At 68.7% G+C, this 17,751-nt stretch carries 24 protein-coding genes; 10 read left to right on the top strand and 14 right to left on the bottom strand.

Annotation, left to right across the window (positions count from 1 at the left end):
• Positions 1-145: 145 nt before the first annotated feature.
• Positions 146-577: a protein-tyrosine phosphatase family protein gene (locus AWQ70_RS23660; protein WP_067179774.1), complete on the top strand. Its 432-nt coding sequence runs from the start codon at positions 146-148 to the stop codon at positions 575-577.
• An 83-nt stretch (positions 578-660) separates the two neighbouring features.
• Positions 661-1,209, top strand: a complete 549-nt coding sequence (locus tag AWQ70_RS23655) for an NUDIX hydrolase (RefSeq protein ID WP_067179770.1) — start codon at positions 661-663, stop codon at positions 1,207-1,209.
• Between the two features lie 121 nt (positions 1,210-1,330).
• On the opposite strand, the gene AWQ70_RS40200 is transcribed toward AWQ70_RS23655, so the two are convergent.
• From AWQ70_RS40200 to AWQ70_RS23625, 6 genes are all read right to left on the bottom strand, one after another.
• Positions 1,331-2,185 (bottom strand): hypothetical protein, encoded by an 855-nt coding sequence (locus AWQ70_RS40200; RefSeq protein WP_245647117.1) that lies wholly within the window; start codon positions 2,183-2,185, stop codon positions 1,331-1,333.
• 104 nt (positions 2,186-2,289) lie between these two features.
• Positions 2,290-2,766, bottom strand: coding sequence for an iron chaperone (locus AWQ70_RS23645; protein WP_067179766.1), 477 nt, complete (start codon positions 2,764-2,766; stop codon positions 2,290-2,292).
• A gap of 222 nt (positions 2,767-2,988) precedes the next feature.
• Positions 2,989-3,405, bottom strand: a complete 417-nt coding sequence (locus AWQ70_RS23640; RefSeq protein WP_067179762.1) for a PIN domain-containing protein — start codon at positions 3,403-3,405, stop codon at positions 2,989-2,991.
• Positions 3,381-3,692 (bottom strand): hypothetical protein, encoded by a 312-nt coding sequence (locus AWQ70_RS23635; protein ID WP_067179759.1) that lies wholly within the window; start codon positions 3,690-3,692, stop codon positions 3,381-3,383. The genes AWQ70_RS23640 and AWQ70_RS23635 overlap by 25 nt, the downstream gene beginning before the upstream one ends.
• A gap of 259 nt (positions 3,693-3,951) precedes the next feature.
• Entirely contained in the window at positions 3,952-4,566 is a 615-nt protein-coding gene (locus tag AWQ70_RS23630; RefSeq protein ID WP_067179756.1) for a histidine phosphatase family protein, read from the bottom strand.
• Between the two features lie 228 nt (positions 4,567-4,794).
• Positions 4,795-6,042 carry a PEP/pyruvate-binding domain-containing protein gene (locus tag AWQ70_RS23625; RefSeq protein WP_067179752.1) on the bottom strand — a complete coding sequence of 416 codons (1,248 nt, stop codon included), beginning with the start codon at positions 6,040-6,042 and terminating at the stop codon, positions 4,795-4,797.
• 58 nt (positions 6,043-6,100) lie between these two features.
• Between AWQ70_RS23625 and AWQ70_RS23620 the strand changes: the two genes are divergently transcribed.
• Both AWQ70_RS23620 and AWQ70_RS23615 read left to right on the top strand, forming a co-directional pair.
• Positions 6,101-6,496, top strand: coding sequence for a DNA-binding protein (locus AWQ70_RS23620; protein WP_067179749.1), 396 nt, complete (start codon positions 6,101-6,103; stop codon positions 6,494-6,496).
• Entirely contained in the window at positions 6,493-7,128 is a 636-nt protein-coding gene (locus tag AWQ70_RS23615) for a transcriptional regulator (protein WP_067179746.1), read from the top strand. The genes AWQ70_RS23620 and AWQ70_RS23615 overlap by 4 nt, the downstream gene beginning before the upstream one ends.
• 157 nt (positions 7,129-7,285) lie before the next feature.
• Here the strand turns inward: AWQ70_RS23615 and AWQ70_RS23610 are convergent, their stop codons facing one another.
• Positions 7,286-8,497: a hypothetical protein gene (locus AWQ70_RS23610; protein WP_157530303.1), complete on the bottom strand. Its 1,212-nt coding sequence runs from the start codon at positions 8,495-8,497 to the stop codon at positions 7,286-7,288.
• 382 nt (positions 8,498-8,879) lie between these two features.
• On the bottom strand, positions 8,880-9,110 hold the full coding sequence (locus AWQ70_RS23605) for a hypothetical protein (protein ID WP_067179739.1): 231 nt from the start codon (positions 9,108-9,110) through the stop codon (positions 8,880-8,882).
• 134 nt (positions 9,111-9,244) lie between these two features.
• Here AWQ70_RS23605 and AWQ70_RS23600 point away from each other — a divergent pair, with 134 nt between their 5' ends.
• Entirely contained in the window at positions 9,245-10,507 is a 1,263-nt protein-coding gene (locus AWQ70_RS23600) for a hypothetical protein (RefSeq protein ID WP_157530301.1), read from the top strand.
• A 13-nt stretch (positions 10,508-10,520) separates the two neighbouring features.
• The gene (locus AWQ70_RS42425) at positions 10,521-10,640 is read left to right on the top strand and encodes an aromatic-ring hydroxylase C-terminal domain-containing protein (protein WP_373282368.1); all 120 of its coding nucleotides are present in this window, start codon (positions 10,521-10,523) and stop codon (positions 10,638-10,640) included.
• 19 nt (positions 10,641-10,659) lie between these two features.
• Here AWQ70_RS42425 and AWQ70_RS23595 read toward each other — a convergent pair whose 3' ends face one another.
• The 3 genes from AWQ70_RS23595 to AWQ70_RS23585 form a co-directional block, all read right to left on the bottom strand.
• Positions 10,660-11,031, bottom strand: coding sequence for a hypothetical protein (locus AWQ70_RS23595; RefSeq protein ID WP_157530299.1), 372 nt, complete (start codon positions 11,029-11,031; stop codon positions 10,660-10,662).
• 362 nt (positions 11,032-11,393) lie between these two features.
• Positions 11,394-12,389: an SDR family NAD(P)-dependent oxidoreductase gene (locus tag AWQ70_RS23590; protein WP_067179730.1), complete on the bottom strand. Its 996-nt coding sequence runs from the start codon at positions 12,387-12,389 to the stop codon at positions 11,394-11,396.
• Entirely contained in the window at positions 12,386-12,619 is a 234-nt protein-coding gene (locus AWQ70_RS23585; RefSeq protein WP_157530297.1) for a putative antibiotic biosynthesis monooxygenase, read from the bottom strand. Before AWQ70_RS23585 ends, AWQ70_RS23590 begins: the two co-directional genes overlap by 4 nt.
• Positions 12,620-12,777: 158 nt before the next feature.
• On the opposite strand from AWQ70_RS23585, the gene AWQ70_RS23580 reads away from it, so the two are divergent.
• A complete protein-coding gene (locus tag AWQ70_RS23580) occupies positions 12,778-13,632 on the top strand; it encodes a helix-turn-helix domain-containing protein (protein ID WP_218004629.1) in 855 nt (284 codons plus the stop codon).
• 144 nt (positions 13,633-13,776) lie between these two features.
• On the opposite strand, the gene AWQ70_RS23575 is transcribed toward AWQ70_RS23580, so the two are convergent.
• Both AWQ70_RS23575 and AWQ70_RS23570 read right to left on the bottom strand, forming a co-directional pair.
• On the bottom strand, positions 13,777-14,094 hold the full coding sequence (locus AWQ70_RS23575) for a hypothetical protein (protein WP_157530295.1): 318 nt from the start codon (positions 14,092-14,094) through the stop codon (positions 13,777-13,779).
• A 360-nt stretch (positions 14,095-14,454) separates the two neighbouring features.
• Positions 14,455-14,925, bottom strand: coding sequence for a MarR family winged helix-turn-helix transcriptional regulator (locus AWQ70_RS23570; RefSeq protein WP_067179718.1), 471 nt, complete (start codon positions 14,923-14,925; stop codon positions 14,455-14,457).
• Positions 14,926-15,012: 87 nt separating this feature from the next.
• On the opposite strand from AWQ70_RS23570, the gene AWQ70_RS23565 reads away from it, so the two are divergent.
• The 3 genes from AWQ70_RS23565 (at position 15,013) to AWQ70_RS23555 (ending at position 17,145) form a co-directional block, all read left to right on the top strand.
• The gene (locus AWQ70_RS23565; protein ID WP_067179715.1) at positions 15,013-15,879 is read left to right on the top strand and encodes an alpha/beta fold hydrolase; all 867 of its coding nucleotides are present in this window, start codon (positions 15,013-15,015) and stop codon (positions 15,877-15,879) included.
• Positions 15,880-16,249: 370 nt separating this feature from the next.
• Positions 16,250-16,900 (top strand): maleylpyruvate isomerase N-terminal domain-containing protein, encoded by a 651-nt coding sequence (locus AWQ70_RS23560; protein WP_067180004.1) that lies wholly within the window; start codon positions 16,250-16,252, stop codon positions 16,898-16,900.
• An 89-nt stretch (positions 16,901-16,989) separates the two neighbouring features.
• Positions 16,990-17,145 (top strand): hypothetical protein, encoded by a 156-nt coding sequence (locus tag AWQ70_RS23555; RefSeq protein WP_218004628.1) that lies wholly within the window; start codon positions 16,990-16,992, stop codon positions 17,143-17,145.
• Positions 17,146-17,358: 213 nt separating this feature from the next.
• Here the strand turns inward: AWQ70_RS23555 and AWQ70_RS23550 are convergent, their stop codons facing one another.
• Complete coding sequence (locus tag AWQ70_RS23550; protein WP_157530293.1) at positions 17,359-17,748, bottom strand: hypothetical protein; 390 nt, start codon at positions 17,746-17,748, stop codon at positions 17,359-17,361.
• Positions 17,749-17,751: the final 3 nt, after the last annotated feature.

The raw sequence follows: 17,751 nt of genomic DNA, 5'->3' as shown, positions 1-17,751 counted from the left end.
TCGATTCTGACCTATGGTTCTGATCTGCATCGACCCGGTTCGCGGTGGCCGACCACCTTCGCCCGGCCGAGTCGCGACGCGTACCGATATTTCAGGGCCGATATTCAGCGGCGCGGTCCGGGAGGCGCGGGCTACGCTCGCGACCATGTCTGCGACATGGGAGCCCACGTCCGCGGGTGTGCTGCGGCTGCCGTCGGGGCGGCTGGTCCGCGGCCGGGGTCTTCGCCGCCCGCTTCCGGCCGGGCCCGAGCCCGACTTCGCGTTGTACCTGCTCGGCCAGGAGCCGCCGCCCGTCCCGTGGGAGGCCCGCTGGGTCCGCTGGCCGGACTTCCGGCTGCCGTCCGACCGCGCGGACGCCGCCGACGCGCTGCGGGAAGCATGGGGGCGCGCGGAGACCGAACGCGTCGAGATCGCCTGCGGCGGCGGGCAGGGGCGCACCGGCACGGCGCTGGCCTGCCTCGCCGTACTCGACGGCGTGCCGGGCCGCGACGCGGTCGCCTACGTCCGGGAGCACTACTCACACCGCGCCGTCGAGACGCCCTGGCAACGCCGCTTCGTCTCCCGCTTCGCCCCCTGAGCCCCGGCGGCCGGGGTCCGGTGAATCATTCCGCCCGAGGCCGAGGAACCAAGGCCGCCCTCGGTCACCTGGAAGGATCGCCCATGCCCACCCTCCGACCGATCGTGCGCGACTCGGCCCGCGTCCTGCTCGTCGACGACCGCGATCGCATCCTTCTGTATCGCGCCTTGCGGTCCATCAGAGATCCCTACTACGCCTGGTACACCCCCGGCGGCGGCATCAGGCCAGGGGAGACGCCGAGTGCCGCGGCCGCACGTGAGCTCCGCGAGGAGATCGGCCACGACACCACACCCGACGCCTTGGGAGCGGTCGTGGCCACCAGCGCGGGCGACTGGATCCGCAACGACGGCACGCCGATGCACTCACGGCACGCCTTCTTCTTCCTCCGCGTCCCTCCCCTGCGGGTGGATGTCTCGGGCATGGAAAGGCACGAACGCTCCCTGCTGGACGTCTTCCGCTGGTGGACGGTGCCCGAACTGCACGCCACCGACGAATGCGTGCTTCCCGCCGGTCTGGCCGATCTGCTGGAACGCCTGCTGAACGGTGACCTCCCGTCCGAGCCGATGGCCATGTCCTGGGATCGGCAGGTCCACGACCCGACCGTTACGACGATGAGTCAGGGCGCCACGTAGGCGATGCCGGCCGTCCGGCGGCCCGGGGATTTCTGGCCAGGCCCCAGAAGGTCACGGCGTCGGCGTCGCCGGTGCTCACGCCGCCGGTGCAATTGAGAGCACCTTCTGGCGGCGGCGGCCGTCAGGACCTGCCACGGCGCAGTTCGAGGGCGAGCGAGCGCAGCCACGGTTGGGCGAACGAGGGCTCCTCAGCCATCCGGCGGGCGATCCTGGTCCGTACGGCGGACGTACGACCCCGCTCGACGAGGGCGACGGCCTCCGCGAGCGCGTCGAGGGTCCTGTCGTCGTGCCGGGGCTCGGTGACCGCCTCGTCCGCCCACCGGGTACGCCGGAACGACGGCGTGAGCTTGTGCTGGTCATCGCCCAGATAGCTCCAGACGTACGGGTGGATCGACACGTTTGTGATGTTCCTGCGGGGCAGGTCGGCCGTCCACGCCGCGTCCTGCCACCAGCGCCAGGTCTTCGGGCTGGTCTTCCGGCGTGCGGTGATGCCGAGGAAGCGCAGCTTGAGCCGGATGACGTCCCAGGACTCGCGCTCCTCGTCGGTCCACTCCCGGAGAAAGCCGTAGAGGTGGGTGAAGGTGTAACCGGCGTGGACCAGGTCGGCCAGCACGAGCGGCCTCCCGCGGCGGGCCAGCCGCCGGGGGCTGAGGCTCATGGCCTCCAGGTTGGCCCGCATCTGGCGGACCTCATGGGCGAGCAGCGGCCGTTCCAACCGGTAGGAGAACGGCAACAGGCGCACCCGTTCGGGTCGCGAGGTGGCCGACAGTGCGCCCGACAACAGGTCGAAGACGCTGTCGGCCGAGCGCCCGACGAAGTGCACGTCGCCGTCGCCGCTGCGGGCCAGCACCTTCGCGCCGCATTCGATCAGCAGGTCCAGGTACGGCAGCGCGGGCTCGGGACGGCCCTCCAGCAGGGTGCCGAGCCGGTCGCGGCGGACCAGATCCCATCGGAACGGCAGGTTCGGTGTCGACATCTTCATGATGATGGCGATTCACCCACCGCCGAGGCTTCTCCTTTTCCGCCGTCGGGCCGGCCGTCATCACCCGGTCCACTCCGGACGCGGGGGCAGCGAAGTGCTCAGCTCACCGCTTTCTGCACCAGCGCGGTGATCATCGCCTCGTCGGCGGCGGTCAACTGCGTCAAAGCGAAGGCGGTCGGCCACATGCTGCCGTCGTCGAGGTTCGCGCTGTCGTTGAAGCCGAGCGTCGCGTACCGCGCTTTGAACTTGTTCGCGCTCTGGAAGAAGCACACGACCTTGCCATCCTTGGCATAGGCCGGCATCCCGTACCAGAGCTTCGGAGAGAGGGCCGGAGCGCCGGCCTTGATGATGGCGTGAACCTTCTCGGCCAAGACGCGATCCGGTTCCGGCATCTCAGCGATCTTCGCGAGGACGTCGCTTTCCCCGTCCGCCCTGGTCGCCCGCGAGCCGCGGCGAGCGGCCGCCTTCACCTCCTGGGCACGCTCCTTCATCGCGGCCCGCTCTTCCTCGGTGAAGACCTGGGACGTCTCGCCGGCCGAGGCGGTGCTCTCGGCGGTCTTACTCGTGTCCTTCATCGCGGCTTTTCTCCCTTTACGCGTCTCACTTGGGGACGAATCCCATGCTAGGGAGCCACCGCAGCCGTGGCTTCTTGGATCCTGACCGGTCCTCACATGGTGCTGCCGACGGCGATGACGGCGTGATCCGTGCAGCCGTGAGCCTGCGGCGCAGATCTACAGGCGTACGCGCACGCATCGAGGCGGGAGGCACCCCCACCGCCTGATCCCAGACAATCGGCACTACACGCGCACCAGGCGGACCGCCTTACCGCAAAGCTTGCTCATATCGTCTTCGTCCGAAGTGAGGATGATGACGGGGCGGATGGAGCGAAGAGCCGTGGCGGCCACGACGGCATCGATCGCATACTTGTGGCCATGGAGACCACTCTCACGGAGTAGGTCCAGCGCATGGATGGAGACCTCCTCTGTCACCGGCTCAACTCTCAACCGGGACAGGTGCCAGCGCAAACGATCGTTCGCCACGCGTCCGTCGAAAGCCTCGACAGGCGTCAACGCGCTGATGACGACACGGAAGTCGTTACTCTGCGCCTCTCTCACGAGCGCAGTGACGCGCTGGTCGGCGGCACACCACTTCGATAGCCCTTCAGCGTCGAGAATGACCGTCCCCGCGCTCAGCTTGCTTCGTGCGCGTGCCATCCTCGCTCCTCCTGCAGTTCCGGCGCGGACTTGACGCTACGGAACAGTTCCTGCGCCTCTTCTCTGAAGGACTGCGGGATAGGGCCGTTCTCGTTCTCGTTCGCCTGGAGGGCCTCTTCCAGAAGATCTCGCTCAATCTGGCGTTCCACCGCGGCGTCGACATAAGCCGAGAACCCTCGCGCGCCGACACGCTCCTTGATCGCGCGGATGTTGCCGGCTCGCAAGGAGACACTGACCTTGGCCGCCGGCCCCTCCCCCGGCGGGAAGGCTGGTTCAGGAAGACTCATGCAGTCAGTTTACTACTTCAAGTAGCAAATCGAGGCTGGGGATGTCGACGCGATCGTGTGTCGGCGCATAGACGCACTGGGCAGAACGCTGAAGCGGGGAAGGTTTCCGGGGGCGTGATGCGCCCCTGCGGCTACGCCGAAGACCGCATCACGGTCATCCAGGACGAGGCTGCGGCCTCGAAACCACTCCGCCTCTGCTGGGTGAGATCGTCGGCGATGCCATGCAGCCGAGGGGCGCGTACGGGCCCCAGGAGCTACATCACGGCCTGATGCCCGCGGGGAACCCGGTCCAGCGCAGGTCGGGCGGGAGGTGGCTCATGTCGTTGAACATCACGATCGTGGGCGGCAGGCCGTTGCGGTACTCGATGACCGTCAGTGCGGTGTTGGCGCTGTTCAACCCGAGCCACCGGGATGGCGGCGCGTCCAGTGCGTGTCGCACCAGCCACGCGATCGGATAGGCGTGCGTCACCAGGACCTCGTTCGTGTCGGGCTGGGTCCCTTTCGTGGTCGCATCGGGGACCTTCGCGAACCGGGCGACCAGGGCCTCGGCGAGCCTCTGGCCCGAGGCCGCCTCGGCGCCGTCGTAGCCGTCGAAGAAGCCGGCCCAGGACGGGGGCGTTTCGGCCGCGCTGGGAACGTAGGGCACGTGGTCGACGAGTTCGGCGGCCTCGGTCACGGGCACGCCCGGTAGATGGCGGGCGAGTTCGTGCGCGCTCGCCACCGCGCGTGGCAGCGGAGAGTGCCATACGGCGTCGACCGGTACGCGGGCGAGCCGTTCGCCCAGCAGGCCTGACTGCCGGCGCCCGACGTCGGTGAGTTCCCCAAACGCGTCGGCCGCGCCGTGGCGTGCCAAGTAGAGGCGTCGAGTTGTCATGCGTAGTTAGGGGCGGGGGCCCGCACGGACCCGTTTCCCCGTCTCCTTTCGATTCGGTACGTGTGGGTTCTGCGGCGGGATGCTTCGGTGAGGTCGCCTTGGCGGTGCGGTCATCGTCAGCGAACGAGGCGGGTCCGTGCCGTCGCGGCTGCCGGCACCGTCGCCACGTCGGCGGCGTGCGATTCCCGGCAATGGCTTCCGGCATTGGCTCCCGGCGACGGCGATCAGTCACGCGTTTGCCGCCGTGACCGTGCCGGCGGTGCCGTCGACGGTGATGAGGGTGTCGTCGCGGAGCCTGCTCGTCGCGTTCGGGATGCCGAGGACGGCGGGGATGGCGTGCTCCCGAGCGACGATCGCGGCGTGGGAGAGCACGCCTCCGGTTTCGGTGACGACCCCGGCGGCGATGCGCAGCAGCGGCGTCCAAGCGGGGTCGGTGAAGGGGCAGACGAGGATGTCGCCCGGGCGCACGCGCGCGAAGTCGCCGAGACCGCGGACGATCCTCGCGGTGCCGGTCACGGTCCCGTGGCTGCCCGGCGTTCCGGTGAGTGTGGCGGCCGGGATGTCCGAGGCGCCGGACGGCGATGTCGGTGGTGGGGGTGCGGCGGTGACCGGCCGTGCTTGCAGAACCCAGATGCGGCCGTCGGCGATCGCCCACTCGATGTCCTGCGGTCCACCGAGTACGCCGGCGATCTGTTCGCCCAGCTTGGCCAGCCGCGTGGCGGTCGCGTCGTCGACCGTCGGCTGGTTCCGGGCAGCGGCGGGCACGTCGCGGATGACGAGTCGTGTGCCGCGCCGGTCAAGGCGCTTCCGTTTGTCGGCGACGGTGCGGGTGACTGCCCCGTCCTCGGCGACGCGGTAGGCGTCAGGGGTGACCCTGCCCTCGACGATGCTGGGGCCGAGGCCCCAGGACGCCTCGATCCGGGTCGCGTCGTTCGCGCCCGCGGGTGTGAACATGACCCCGGATACCTCGGCGTCCAGATGGCGTTGGACGATGACGGCCATCAAAAGATCGTCGGACGGTTGGTCGTCGCCGCCGGAAGCACCCCGGTAGGAGATGGCACGTGGGGAGAACAGCGAGGCCCAGCAGGCACGTACGGCCTCGGCGACCTCACCGACTCCGTGCACGGCGAGGAAGCTCTCGTGCTGACCGGCCGCCGATGCCTGACCGGTGTCCTCCCTCGCCGCCGACGACCTCACCGCCACGGGCGGATCGCCGAGCTCGTCGAGCGCGCGTCCCAGCGCATCGATCACGGCGGCCTGGACCGGGCGGGCCTCGATGGTCTGCCGCGCCGCATGGACATCGTCCGACTCGCCGGCGATCCGCCCGAGGTCCAGGTCGCGGACAGCGGCGACGTAGGCGGCGAACGGAACGACGAAGCCGTCAGGAACCGGCAGACCCGCACGGAGCAACGCGCCGAGTGCGCCGGCCTTGCCCCCGCAGGTATCGGCGACAGCCTCCACGAGGGGTACGATCATCCACCCACCCTTCAACAGAACATTGACAACAATTCGTTGATTGTGGATCCTGAGAGCCATGCAACGCAAGCACGACTTCGATCACGGCGGGCAGGGGGACAACGTCCAGGCCCGGCGTGAGCAGGAGGCGCGTGAACGGCTTCTGAGCCTGGGCGCGGATGAGCTCGACGCCCGGCCGTGGCGCCCTTCACCCGTCCCGCCGTCGGCGGTCGACCTCGTAAACTTCGCCGTCTGGCGCTGGGCCGACCTCGACACGGAAGACATCCTGAGCGCGCTCGCACTCCTGCCCGCCGCGCGCGCCGAGGTCGAAGGACTCGAAGCCGCCCTGCTGTTCACGGCCCGCAGCGCAGGACTGACCTGGGCGCAGATGGCGCAGGCGATGGGCTTCAACTCGCCGCAGGCGTGCCAGCAGCGGTACATGCGCCTGGCGGCGCGACAGGACGCCGACTCGTGACGCGGGACTCTCCGCTCAGCCTCCTGGTCCTGCACGCCGTGCGGATCACCGGGTTCGCGGAAACTCCGGTGATCGCTCGCCGGTACGGGCTCGATGCCGCCACGGCGAAAGAGGTGCTGTGCGACGCCGAGGCGCGTGGCTGGGTCGAGCACACCGCCTTCGCCGGCACCGGAGGCTGGTCGTTGACCGAACCGGGCCGCGCCGAGAACGAGCGCGAGCTCGCGGCCGAGCTCGCACGCGTCGGCGCCGCCGACGAGGTCCGAGACGTCTACCGCAAGTTCCTCCCGCTGAACGCCCTCCTGCTACAGGCCTGCACCGACTGGCAACTCCGGCCCACCGCCGGCGATCGGCTCGCCGTGAACGACCACTCCGATCCCGTCTGGGACGCCGGAGTGCTCCATGAGCTCGCCTGCATCGACCGGGCGCTCACACCGCTCACAGACCGGCTCGCTCGCGTCCTCACGCGGTTCCGCGGATATGACACACGGTTCACCACAGCCCTGGCCCGCGCCCGAGCCGGGGAGGGCGCCTGGGTCGACCGCACCGACGTGGACTCCTGCCATCGTGTCTGGTTCGAGCTCCACGAAGACCTGATCGCCACGCTCGGCCTCGACCGGCACACGGAACCCTGACCCGCCATCCCGGCGAAGAAGGCGAGCAACGCCGCACCGTGCCCGGAAGGGTGGTAGGTCCCCTGCCGCGGAACGGTCAGCCACTGGGCCCGATGTCGTGACGACGCGGTTCCTCGGTGATGGTGAGACCCGGAGAGCTCCCCGCCCGCGCGCAGGCTTACCGGGTCGCGGGTCCGGCACGCCAGAGGGCGGCGCGGGAGACGTCGAAGCCGTTCTTCTTCTCCGAGGTCACCGAGCCGACCGCGTAGACGTGGCTCGTGCCGGGCCGCAGCGCCAGGGACTCGACGTGTGCCTCGTATCCCGGCGGCGCGGGTACGCGGTGGCGGGTCCAGCGTCCGCCGGACAGATGCCAGAGCAGGTTGTCGTGCCCCATCGCCCACAGGCCGCCCCTGCCATCGGGCTCAGCCTGGCCGAACATGATGATTTTCCAGGCACGACTCTCCATGCTCGACCCCAGCGGGCCCCAGTGGCAGGTCCATGACCTCCCGTTCCAGTGCAGCGCCACCGGACGGCCCACTTCGAGGGGTTCGCCCTCCTCGTCGTACTTGTGCGGCATCAGCCACGAGACCCCGCCCACTACCCACACGTCATCGGGGCCGAGCACGACGACGTCCCGGAGACGGTTGCGCGGCACCATGACGTCACCGGGCGTCTCCAGGGCGGGCACCCCGATCAGGCGCCAACCGCCCTGCTCCCAGCGCATCGCCGCCGGCTGCCAGTCATACTCCCCGCTGACGGCCCAGACCTGCTCACCCTTGGAACCGAGCGCCCCCGCCCCGGCGGGCAGGGGGTAGTACCGCCATTCCCGCCCCGTCCACAACAGTCCCGCCCGGGCGTTCACTGTCCACACCTGGTCCACTCCGACGGAGCGAGCGGCCGTGTAGGCCCACCCGATCGCGTCGGCCGCCGACGCGGCCAGCATCTCCGAGCGCCACCGGCCGCCCTCGAAGGTGCCGACGAAGCCGGTCGTGTCCGCTCCGTCCTTGCCGCTGGAATTGCCGAACACCCAGGCCTGGCCGGCCGAGACGGCGGCGAGCGAGACGTTCGTCTGCCCGCCACGATGGGGAAGGCGGGGAATCTTGAACGTCTGCCACTCGGTGCCGTCCCAACGGCGCACCCCGCCGTCGCCGACCGTCAGCGCCCCTCCGCGCTCCGTCTCTTCGTAGAAGGTGGTCCAGATCGTGCCGTCGGCGGCCACGGCGAGCATGTCCATGGCTCCGCGGGCGCGGTCGACCCAGACCGTCCGCCAGTCGGTCGCCACATCGGTGGCCCGCAGGTCATCGGCGCCCTCCGGCGGCAGCGCGCAACGCGCCGGGCGGGCCGGCAACGGCGCGAGCCGCGTCACGTCAGCCGGGCGCGGGGAGAGCACGGCCGCCGCTCCCGAGGCGGCAGGGGCCGGTGACGGCGTACGCGCACCGACGGCGGCAGGCGTGGACGCGCGACCGGAAGAAGTCGCACCCGGACCGGATGCGCAACCGGCGACTGTCAGCACGGCCAGTACCCAACTCGCCGTTCTCATGCCGGAAAGTCTCGCAGCCTGAGCATTCGACCGGCTATATCTACCGCTCACCGGTATCTCCGATCCCGCGGTGAATCCGCTCGCATCCGCGGCTTACTCTGCGCCAATTCGGCCACGGAGACCTCGAAGTCGGCGAGCCGGATCGGGAATGTCGTCCGACTCGCCTTTCGGCAGCGAAATGACCCGCGTTCCTGGGCTCTGCCTGGGTCGTCGACGGGCGAGCGATCAGGCTCTACCTCAGCCACTCGGTGATGAAGCCCTGCTCCTCGCGATCCCCCTGGAGCTGAGGTCCCCGCCGGAGGCCGAAAGACCGGCGCACCAGAGCGCACACCACGACGTACAGAACGATGATGAGCGCGGCGGTAACGCCGACACTGGCGACGACCACACCAACGATCAGGAGCAGACCAGAGATGACCTCCCACGCGAGGCCGAAAAGGATGACCAAGCCGTCGAAGGGCATAGTGGCTCCTCATGATGCCGGCGACAGCCGGAGGATACGGCGATGCGATAGAAGCCGCCAGGGGTGGACTCAGCCCGGATATGGACCCCCTCGTCGACACGCTCTCGTCAGCGGCACCGGCTAGTCTGCGCGGCATGCCACTCGACGACGCATTGACGACTCGCTTGGACCAAGCCGACTTCTGGGCCGCATATCTCTTCGAAGAAGACGCGCCCGAACTCGACCTCGACGACGAGGAAGACGAGGAAGACGAGGAAGACGAGGAGTCGCTCACGGCGGAGTTCCATGTAGGCGACGGGCTCGCACTCGTGCTCGATCTCGACGTCGGCAACGGCTACTTCAACCTTGCTCTTTCGGCCCCAGAGCTGCCCGAACCCACCGACCTCGGCTGGGACGACCAGGCACACTTCCATCCCCACGTGATGCGCTGGAGCGAACTGGACCTGATCGCCCGGGCCTTGGCGCTGCAGGATCCCCAACTCCGCCACCCTGGGCCGGTGCTCGCGCTGCTGGCCCGCTTCGTCGTCCTGGACGAGCCGGACGACCCGGATGCCATCACCCCGCTGATGGACGCGGCCTTCCGCATGATGCGCCCCGGTCCGCTCGACGGCCTGCGCCCCGAGACCCGCGACTGGTTCGAACTGCGTGACCTGCGAGGCAGCGGCCTGTGCTGGAGGGCCGGAGACAACGGCCACCTGGCAGTCGAGCAACTCGATCGCGATTCGGCTCCACAGGACCTCTACTCGCTGCGCACCCCCGATTCCGAAGATTTCCCTTTCACCGCCTGGGCTGCGCTTCTGGACCGAGCAAGGCGGATCCTCGCCACCGCCACGACCGATGCGTCCATGCATGACCCTGCCGTCCGCGCCGCGCTGAGCCGCTGCACCACTGAGGAGGGCCACACTCACCTCGCCTCGCTCGTCGAGGCGTTGCGCACGGCGGACGCGGTCCACCCTGTCCTCCTGCGTGCCCTGGCCGAACCAGCGAGCAGGGCAGAGTCCTGCTGGGCCGTGGAAGTGCTGGCCGGGCTTCCGCAAGGCTCCTTGGTGAAGCGGTGGTTCGGACCGAGTCCCCTGGCCACCGCCCGCTCATGGGAACTGCGCCTGACGCTTCCCACCGAGAGCCGTCCGACAGATCACGCTCACACCCTCACCTCCGACTTGAACGACACCCTGAAACAGGCGGGGTCGGGCCGCGCAGAGATAGCCGGTGGAATGGGCCGCCAAGGAGTAGACGGAAACTATGTCAGCGTCTCGACCTCGGTCGACGTACTCATTCGCGACGATCTGTCGCACGGATTGTCGCTGATCTCCCAGGTCCTGCGACGCCACGACGCAGCGGACACGGCCGAACTCCGCCACGTGTCCCCGCCGTATGACGTGATGCCCATCCCTTGATGCACCGGACGGCATCGCAGAGGCGGGCGCCGTCCTCGTGCCGCCGGACGGGGGCATCGTGTGGCGGTCGCGGGACGCGGGCGAACCCGGCAACCTCGGACGTGCACTGCGACACGTCCTCGACCGCCCCTGATCCGGCTCCTCTCGACCGGTCAGGTCTCCAGCGTCGGGCCTGCTGAGCTTCCCGGGCCTGCGTGAGTACCGCCTCTGCTCCCCGTTGCCCGCCTGTCCAACAGGGCGCGCACGAAGATGACGACCCCGCCGGCCAGCAGCGCGGCGAGCAGGACAACGACGATCCACATCAGCGGTTTGTCCAAAGCCCGGTCTATCAGCAGCGGTAACAGCGCCAGACCCCCACTGAGCACCACGACCTCCGTCGCACGATGTACGGGCGCGGATTGCGTGAACTTGGCCACGAGACCAAGCACGAGGGCGGCCACCACGGTCACCAAGAAACAGATGAACAACCACAAGGCCCACATGACCGCCAACCTGCTTTCGATTCGCCTGCGCTGAACGCCCACGAAGCGCGCCGCCTTGCCGCAAAGCTTGCACACTTCGTTCCCGTCGGAGGTCGCGCCTGCTGACGACTTCCTCTCAGTCGGTCATGTAGGGACCTCAGCCGGTCATGTAGGGACCGTATCCGCCGGTCCCCATGGCCACCAGATGCGCAGGACGTGGCCTGTAGTGAAACTCCTGCGGTAAACGGCTCTGGCCCTCGATCGGCACCGGGCAGGCCGGGCGGTAGCCAGGATCGATCGGTTACCGCAGGTCTACGCCTCGCCGGACGCGAAGCGACCGCTCACGCGACGCCGATGCCGCGGTAGCCGTTGGGGTTCTGGTACAAGCACCGCGGGTGGTAGCCGGCACAGTCGCGTCGCTCAGCTCAGACATCGCGCCGGCGTGGCACGGAGTACGTCGAAGGGATTGGCAGGCCGCAGTCAGAGATCAGTTTTTCGGACAGTGCCCACAGGCGGTCGGCGTTGCCCGGGTTCACGGCATACGGGAGATAGCAGCCGCTGGGCAGCGCCCCAACCCCCGTCCAGGGCGCCGCGATCGCGCAGTTCTCCAAATATTTGCCGCCGACGCCCTCCAGTTCGGGAGCGACGGCCGCCCAGACCGAGGTGGCCGCGCCCTGCTCCGGCGTCTTCCAACCCCGGGGATGCTCCACATCCCAGCCCCGGGAGGCGAGGTCCTCCCGTGACATGTGGCGCTGCAGGTCGGTCTTGATCCCGCCCGGCATCACCGCGTTGGCGGTCACACCGTGTTCGCCGTAACGTGCGGTCAGGGCGACCGCCAGGAGTGAGCAGGCACTCTTGGACTGGCCGTAGGCCTCCCACGGGTCGTAGGGGCGGCGCTCGTAGTTCGGGTCCTCGAAGCGGACGTCGCTGTAGCGGTGGGCGCGCGACGACAGGGACACCACCCGCGCGCTCCCGGCCGCTCGCAACGCGGGCAGCAGTCCGACGGTGAAGGCGAAGTGGCCGAGGTAATTGACACCGAACTGCGACTCGAACCCGTCCACCGTCCTCGACAGCGGGACCGCCATCACACCGGCGTTGAGCACAAGGATGTGCAGCGGCTTTCCCGTGGCCGCGTGCCTGCTCGCCCAGGTGGTCACGGACTCCAGCGAGCCGAGGTCCAGACGCCGGTAGACGACCTTCTCGTTCCCCGTCCGGTTGCTGATCGCCTGCGCCGCCTGGGTGCCCTTGGCTTCGTCCCTGGCCGCTATCACCACGCGCGCGCCCGCGGAGGCCAGCGCTCTGGCGGTCTCATAGCCCAGCCCCGACGCGCCGCCCGTCACGATCGCCTCCTTGCCGCTCAGGTCGTGGCCCGCGATCACCTCCATCGCGGTGGAGCCGGCGCCGAACAGATGCGCGGTCATCGGATGAGCCACCCCCTGAAAAGCCTGGTGAGCGCGGGCATCACCAAGAAGATCAGTAGTGCGACGGCGGCCGGCACCATGATGAGGAAATGCGCGAACACCGGCAGGCCGGGAGTGACCGCCTGCAGGAGATAGCCGAACGCCGTGATGATCGGATAGATCGCGACGCAGGTGAGGACCCACATCTTCCAACGCGTGGGCTGCGCGACAGGAGGGGTGGAAACCGCCATGATCCGGTCCCTTCACGAGGTTGTCTTGAACGGATCCACCTTTTCGAAGCGCTGCCGTTGCCAGGAAGATCCCCGTGAAGCTGGGTCGGCCGGCATGGTAGTGACACTGCCACCTGCCCGCTCTGGCCGGTCTGGCGGGCCGTGTCACACTGAAACCCGTGGTCAGTTCTTCCGCCCAAACGGCTTTAGGGGAGTTCCTGCGAGCCCGCCGCGCCCAACTGGATCACACCGACCTCGGCCTTCCCCTCGGCACCGGCAGGCGACGCGCACCGGGGCTGCGGCGCGAGGAGATGGCGGCACTGGCGGGGATCAGCATCGACTACTACATAAGGTTGGAACAGGGCAAGGAGACCAACCCCAGCGTCAGCGTCCTGCGGGGCCTCGCCCGTGCCCTGTGCCTGGACGCCGAAGGCACCGAGCACCTGTTCGCGCTGGCCGACCGCGCCTCCGGCCGCAGTTCACGACCGGTCGCCGGCCCGAGCGTGCGTCCCGGCATACGGCAGCTCCTGGAGAAGCTGCGTCCCTGTCCCGCGTACGTGCGCAGTCGTACCAACGACATCCTGGCCAGCAATCCGGAAGGGCTCGCGCTGCTGGCCGGAATCGACCAATGGCCGGCCGAGCGGCGAAACACCACACGTTACGTCTTCCTGCATCCTGCGGCCAGGACGTTGTACCCCGTCTGGGCCGAGGCCGCCGCGGCCACCGTCGCCCAGCTGCGCGAGGCCGTCGGCGCCGACCCCGACGACCCGAACCTGACTGCGCTGGTGGAGGAGCTCGCCGAAGCCAGCCCGGAGTTCGTGGCGCTGTGGAAACGCCATGAAGTACGGCGTCGCCCCAGCGACCGGAAAACCTTCTGTCATCCCGTCGCCGGGGAGATCACTTTTCTGTACGAGAGTCTGGAAATCGAACCTGGGGGCCAACGCCTGGCCATTTACCAGACCCCTCCGGGAAATCCTGATCATGAGGCGGTGCACCTGCTGTCACTGACGCCGAAGCGCCCTCAGAGCAGATGACGCGTACGGGCATGCCTCAGGACCGCCCATCACCGTGGGGCTTCGTCCCTTGACGACAGGGCGCGGCCGGCACGCGCGCCGCCCTGTCGCCGCCCCCGTGATCCGCCTGCGCTCCGGCCGGAGCGCAGGCGGATCAGGATCGGGCTATGCGTGGAAGACGCCGCCTCCACCCACCTCTTCGGTGCTTTGGCAGCTCACGATGGACGGCTCGCGGTTGATCGCCCGCCAGGGGCCCCACCTGATCGTGTAATTGGTCGTACCGATCTTGTAGCAGCGGGCCCACACCTGATAGTTGTAGCCGCTAGGGCCCTGGCTGCACTTCGCCCACCAGCCATTGCCGTAAGGGGCGTCGCTGCAGTTCCACGACGCCGCGTGCGCGGCCGTCGCCGGAACGATCATCGCTCCGGCCATCAGCCCACCGAGCACGGCCGCCTTGAGCGCTTTTCCTACTCCCGCCTTCATTGGCCTCCTTCTTGATCGCAGGATGCGGCAATCATGTCGAGAGGTCGTATATCGGTCGTATACCGGCGGCATATCCCTTGTTCGGGCAAGCGAGACGGTCCCGAAGCCAGGCCCCGAGGAACAGCGTTGCGACGATTAAGAATCGTCCGATTCGGCGGGCCGTCCGGCCGGTCCGGGCGACGACCTCGGGCACGCTGGTCGCCATCAACCTGCCCTCGGCTCTGACCTTGATGGAGCGGCCTGTGGCGGGGGCATGGCATGTGAGTGACCCCCCTCCATCCGACGTGGGCCGCGTGGGTGAGGCCGCACCTGGAACTCAGGAACGGTGTACCGAGGTCCCGGCCGACAGGGCCCGACGCCCTACGAGCTGGTTCGCTGCCGGGCGACAGCCTCGTGAACGTCGCCGAGGAAGCGCTCGATGGTCGCCTGGTCCGCGGCGTCGAACCGTCCCATGACGGCGACGATCTCATCGATGAGCGGACCGAAGAAGCTCCATCCGAGCGCGACGGCGCTCTCATCCACTTTCAGCAGCACACGCCGACGGTCTCGGGTGTCCCGTTCCCGGCGTACATGACCGAGTCTTTCCAGACGGTCGATCACCGCCGTGGTGCCCGCGGAGTTGAGGCCGAGGTGTGCCCCCAGGATTCCCGGGGTGGCGGGCGCACCCATGCGGGCGGCATCCAGGAGGCAGATGAGCGCACGCACATCGGTCGGATGGAGGGCGTGCCGGGCGGCGAACCCCTCCCCGATCCGGTCGAGTTCCACGGTGATCGCGCGCAGCAGGTGCACCACTCGCATCCCGGCGTCCTGTTCGCGCACGTCGTCCGCCACCTTCCCCCCGTCCCGGCAACGGCCATACTGTGACAATATCTCGTTCAGCAAGAATATTGATGGGCGAGCTACTTGTCGAGGTGACGCATGCCCGATGACGGTCACGGCGCGAACGCAGCCTTCCTCGCCGCCTATGACGCGGTCCTGGATCGTTGGCCGGTCCAGGTCGAACCGATCGACCTTCCGTCGACGTACGGCACGACGCGGGTGAACGCGTGTGGGCCTGCGGACGGACCGCCGCTGATCCTTCTGCACGGCGGTGGCACCACCGCGGCGATGTGGTTCGCCAACGTCGCCGAGCTCGCACGCCGGCATCGGGTGTACGCCGTGGACCGCATCGGCGAGCCGGGACGGAGCGTCCGGGGCGAACAGCCCCCTCGCAACGTCCCCGACCTGCTCGACTGGCTGGACGGGGTGCTCGACGGGCTCGGAATCGGGAGCGCCGCCGTGTGCGGGCACTCCTATGGAGGGTGGATCGCCCTGACGTACGGCCTCCACGCGCCCCAGCGGGTCCAGCGGCTTGCTCTCCTCGATCCGACGCAGTGTTTTGGAGGATTCCGGGTCGGATATCTCGTACGCGCACTGCCGTCCCTCATCCGACCGACGGCCTCGCGCGCGCGAGCCTTCCTGGCATGGGAGACCGACGGCGCGGAAGCCGACCCCGCCTGGCTGCGGCTGTACGGCCTGGCCGCGGAGTTCCCGCAGGTGAAAGTGGTGACCGGGAAGCGGCCCGAGCCCGAGCTGCTGCGCACACTCACGACGCCGACCCTGGTGCTCCTCGCCGGACGCAGCAGGGCCCACACCCCTCGCCGCATCGCATCCGCCGTGGCACGTCTCCTGCCCCACGCGGAGACCGCGGTGCTGCCGGGCCTCTCCCACCACGCGATGCCATGGCACGAGGCCGCCGACCTCAACACCCGCATCGTCGATTTTCTCGACAGGACCGCGACGTGAGAAACGAAAGAGACCCCGGACAGCCTTGAAACCGCGCTTGACTTTGCTGCTCCCGATGCCGAAGTAGCCGTTCGGATTCCGCTCTAGATACTGCTGGTCGTAGCGATTCGCCTCAGGCGACAAAACCGGGGCCGCCCTCGCTGAGGTGATCTGCGGCGACTGCCCAGCTCATGCGCTGATCCAGGCTTTCAGCGTTCGCCGCTTTTCATCGTTTTGCGCTGCTTTTCACGCTCATGTGCCCTGGGCCTTGACGCCTCCCAACGCCTGACTTGCCCGGGGGCCGACCCTGCACCCTTCACACGAGGCCGCGGGCAGGCGGCTGAAAAGCCAGATGCTGGCGGGAAAGACCCGTGGCGATATGGTTCCTGCCATGTCCCGATCAGCCGAAACCGGGCGGTCCCCTGTAACCGCGGACGACCTCGACCAGGCTGTCCGACTCGCCGTCGACATCCTCCGAGGGGTGCCCCCGCAGGCATGGGACGGCAAGGCCGGTTCACTGGAGTGGGATTGCTGGGAGACCGTCGAGCACCTCAGCGACGACCTCTTCTCGTACGCCGCCCAACTGGGCCCCAGGACACCGCCGTTGGAAGGCGTCGTGCCCTTCGCGTGGGGGAGTCGAAGGCCCGGAGGCCCCCCGAACGCCATTCACGCGGACCGCGCGGCGGGGCCGACCGGGCTGATGCAGGTGCTGGAGGCAAGCGGCGCGTTGCTGGTCGCCATGGTGCGTACGACCCCGCCCCAGGTCCGCGCGCACCATGTCTTCGGAGCGTCGGACCCGGAAGGCTTCGCCGCGATGGGGATCGTGGAGACCTTGGTGCACACCCACGATCTGGCCGAGGGGCTTGGGCTTGCCTGGACCCCGCCCGCCGATCTGTGCTCGCGGGTACTCGCCCGGCTGTTTCCGGATGCTCCAGGAAGCACAGACCCCTGGCTCACTCTGTTGTGGGCCACCGGACGCGCAGACCTTCCCGGGCACCCGCGTCTCACCACATGGCGCTGGTACAGCGCACCCTTGTCATGAGGCCGTAGCTGCGGAGAGCGCCCAATGAAGCGCGCGAGCGGCTGGAGGAGTCGTCGCGGCTGCGCCGGGAGGTCGGGGCCCTGCCGGGTGTGGCCGCCAACATGGTCGGGCTGGCCTACATCGCCGCCGCCCAGGACCGCCGGGCGGACGCGCTCGCGACACTCGACGAGGCGCACGCCATCGCACAGGCGCATGGCGCCCATGCCACCGTGCGGCAAATCGAGCAGGCGAGAACGGAGATCTAGCCAGGTCCGCGTCATCCGGGGGCACATCACGTGGGAAAGCATCGGCAGGCGATGACAACGAACGGAAGCGTTGTCGCAGGTCGCTTGTGGTGTAGGGCGACTTCGCGCAACCGTAGAAGGCTCCCTGTCCTGGTCAGGTGCCGGATTCAGCCGACCGGCTGAGCGCCCCTGGGGGCGATCGGGAAATCTCCCAGCGCGTGTTCGGATTGTGGGCTATCGGCGCTTTCCTAGCGCGAACAGCGCCAGGAGAAGCGCATCGACGGCGAGAACGGGCAGGACCATCTCGTCGTACCAGACAATCTTGATCACGCTGAACACCATCTGCGCGATCACGAACACGAAGGCGGCGGTGCGCAGTCCGGGGTTCACTCCGATGCGGACGGCGACCCACAGGTAGCCGATGCCGACCGCGTACGACCATGCAGCGAGCATCCAGTCGTTCGCAGTCGTGACACCCCCGTCCTCCGGGGCGGCGAAGAACGTGAAATAGGACGTAGCGGCGAGGCCGAACAGCCCGAACATCAGCAGCAGGACTCGTCCGGCCCACCAGGCGATCAACGAGGCCTGACTGGAGCGAGGCGAAGCGGTGGTGTCGTGAGACATGGG

It is taken from the genome of Microtetraspora niveoalba, from assembly GCF_001570405.1.
Taxonomy (GTDB): domain Bacteria; phylum Actinomycetota; class Actinomycetes; order Streptosporangiales; family Streptosporangiaceae; genus Microtetraspora; species Microtetraspora niveoalba.
The sequence above is the reverse complement of the archived record's forward strand: the minus strand, read 5'-3'. Positions and strand labels throughout refer to the sequence as shown.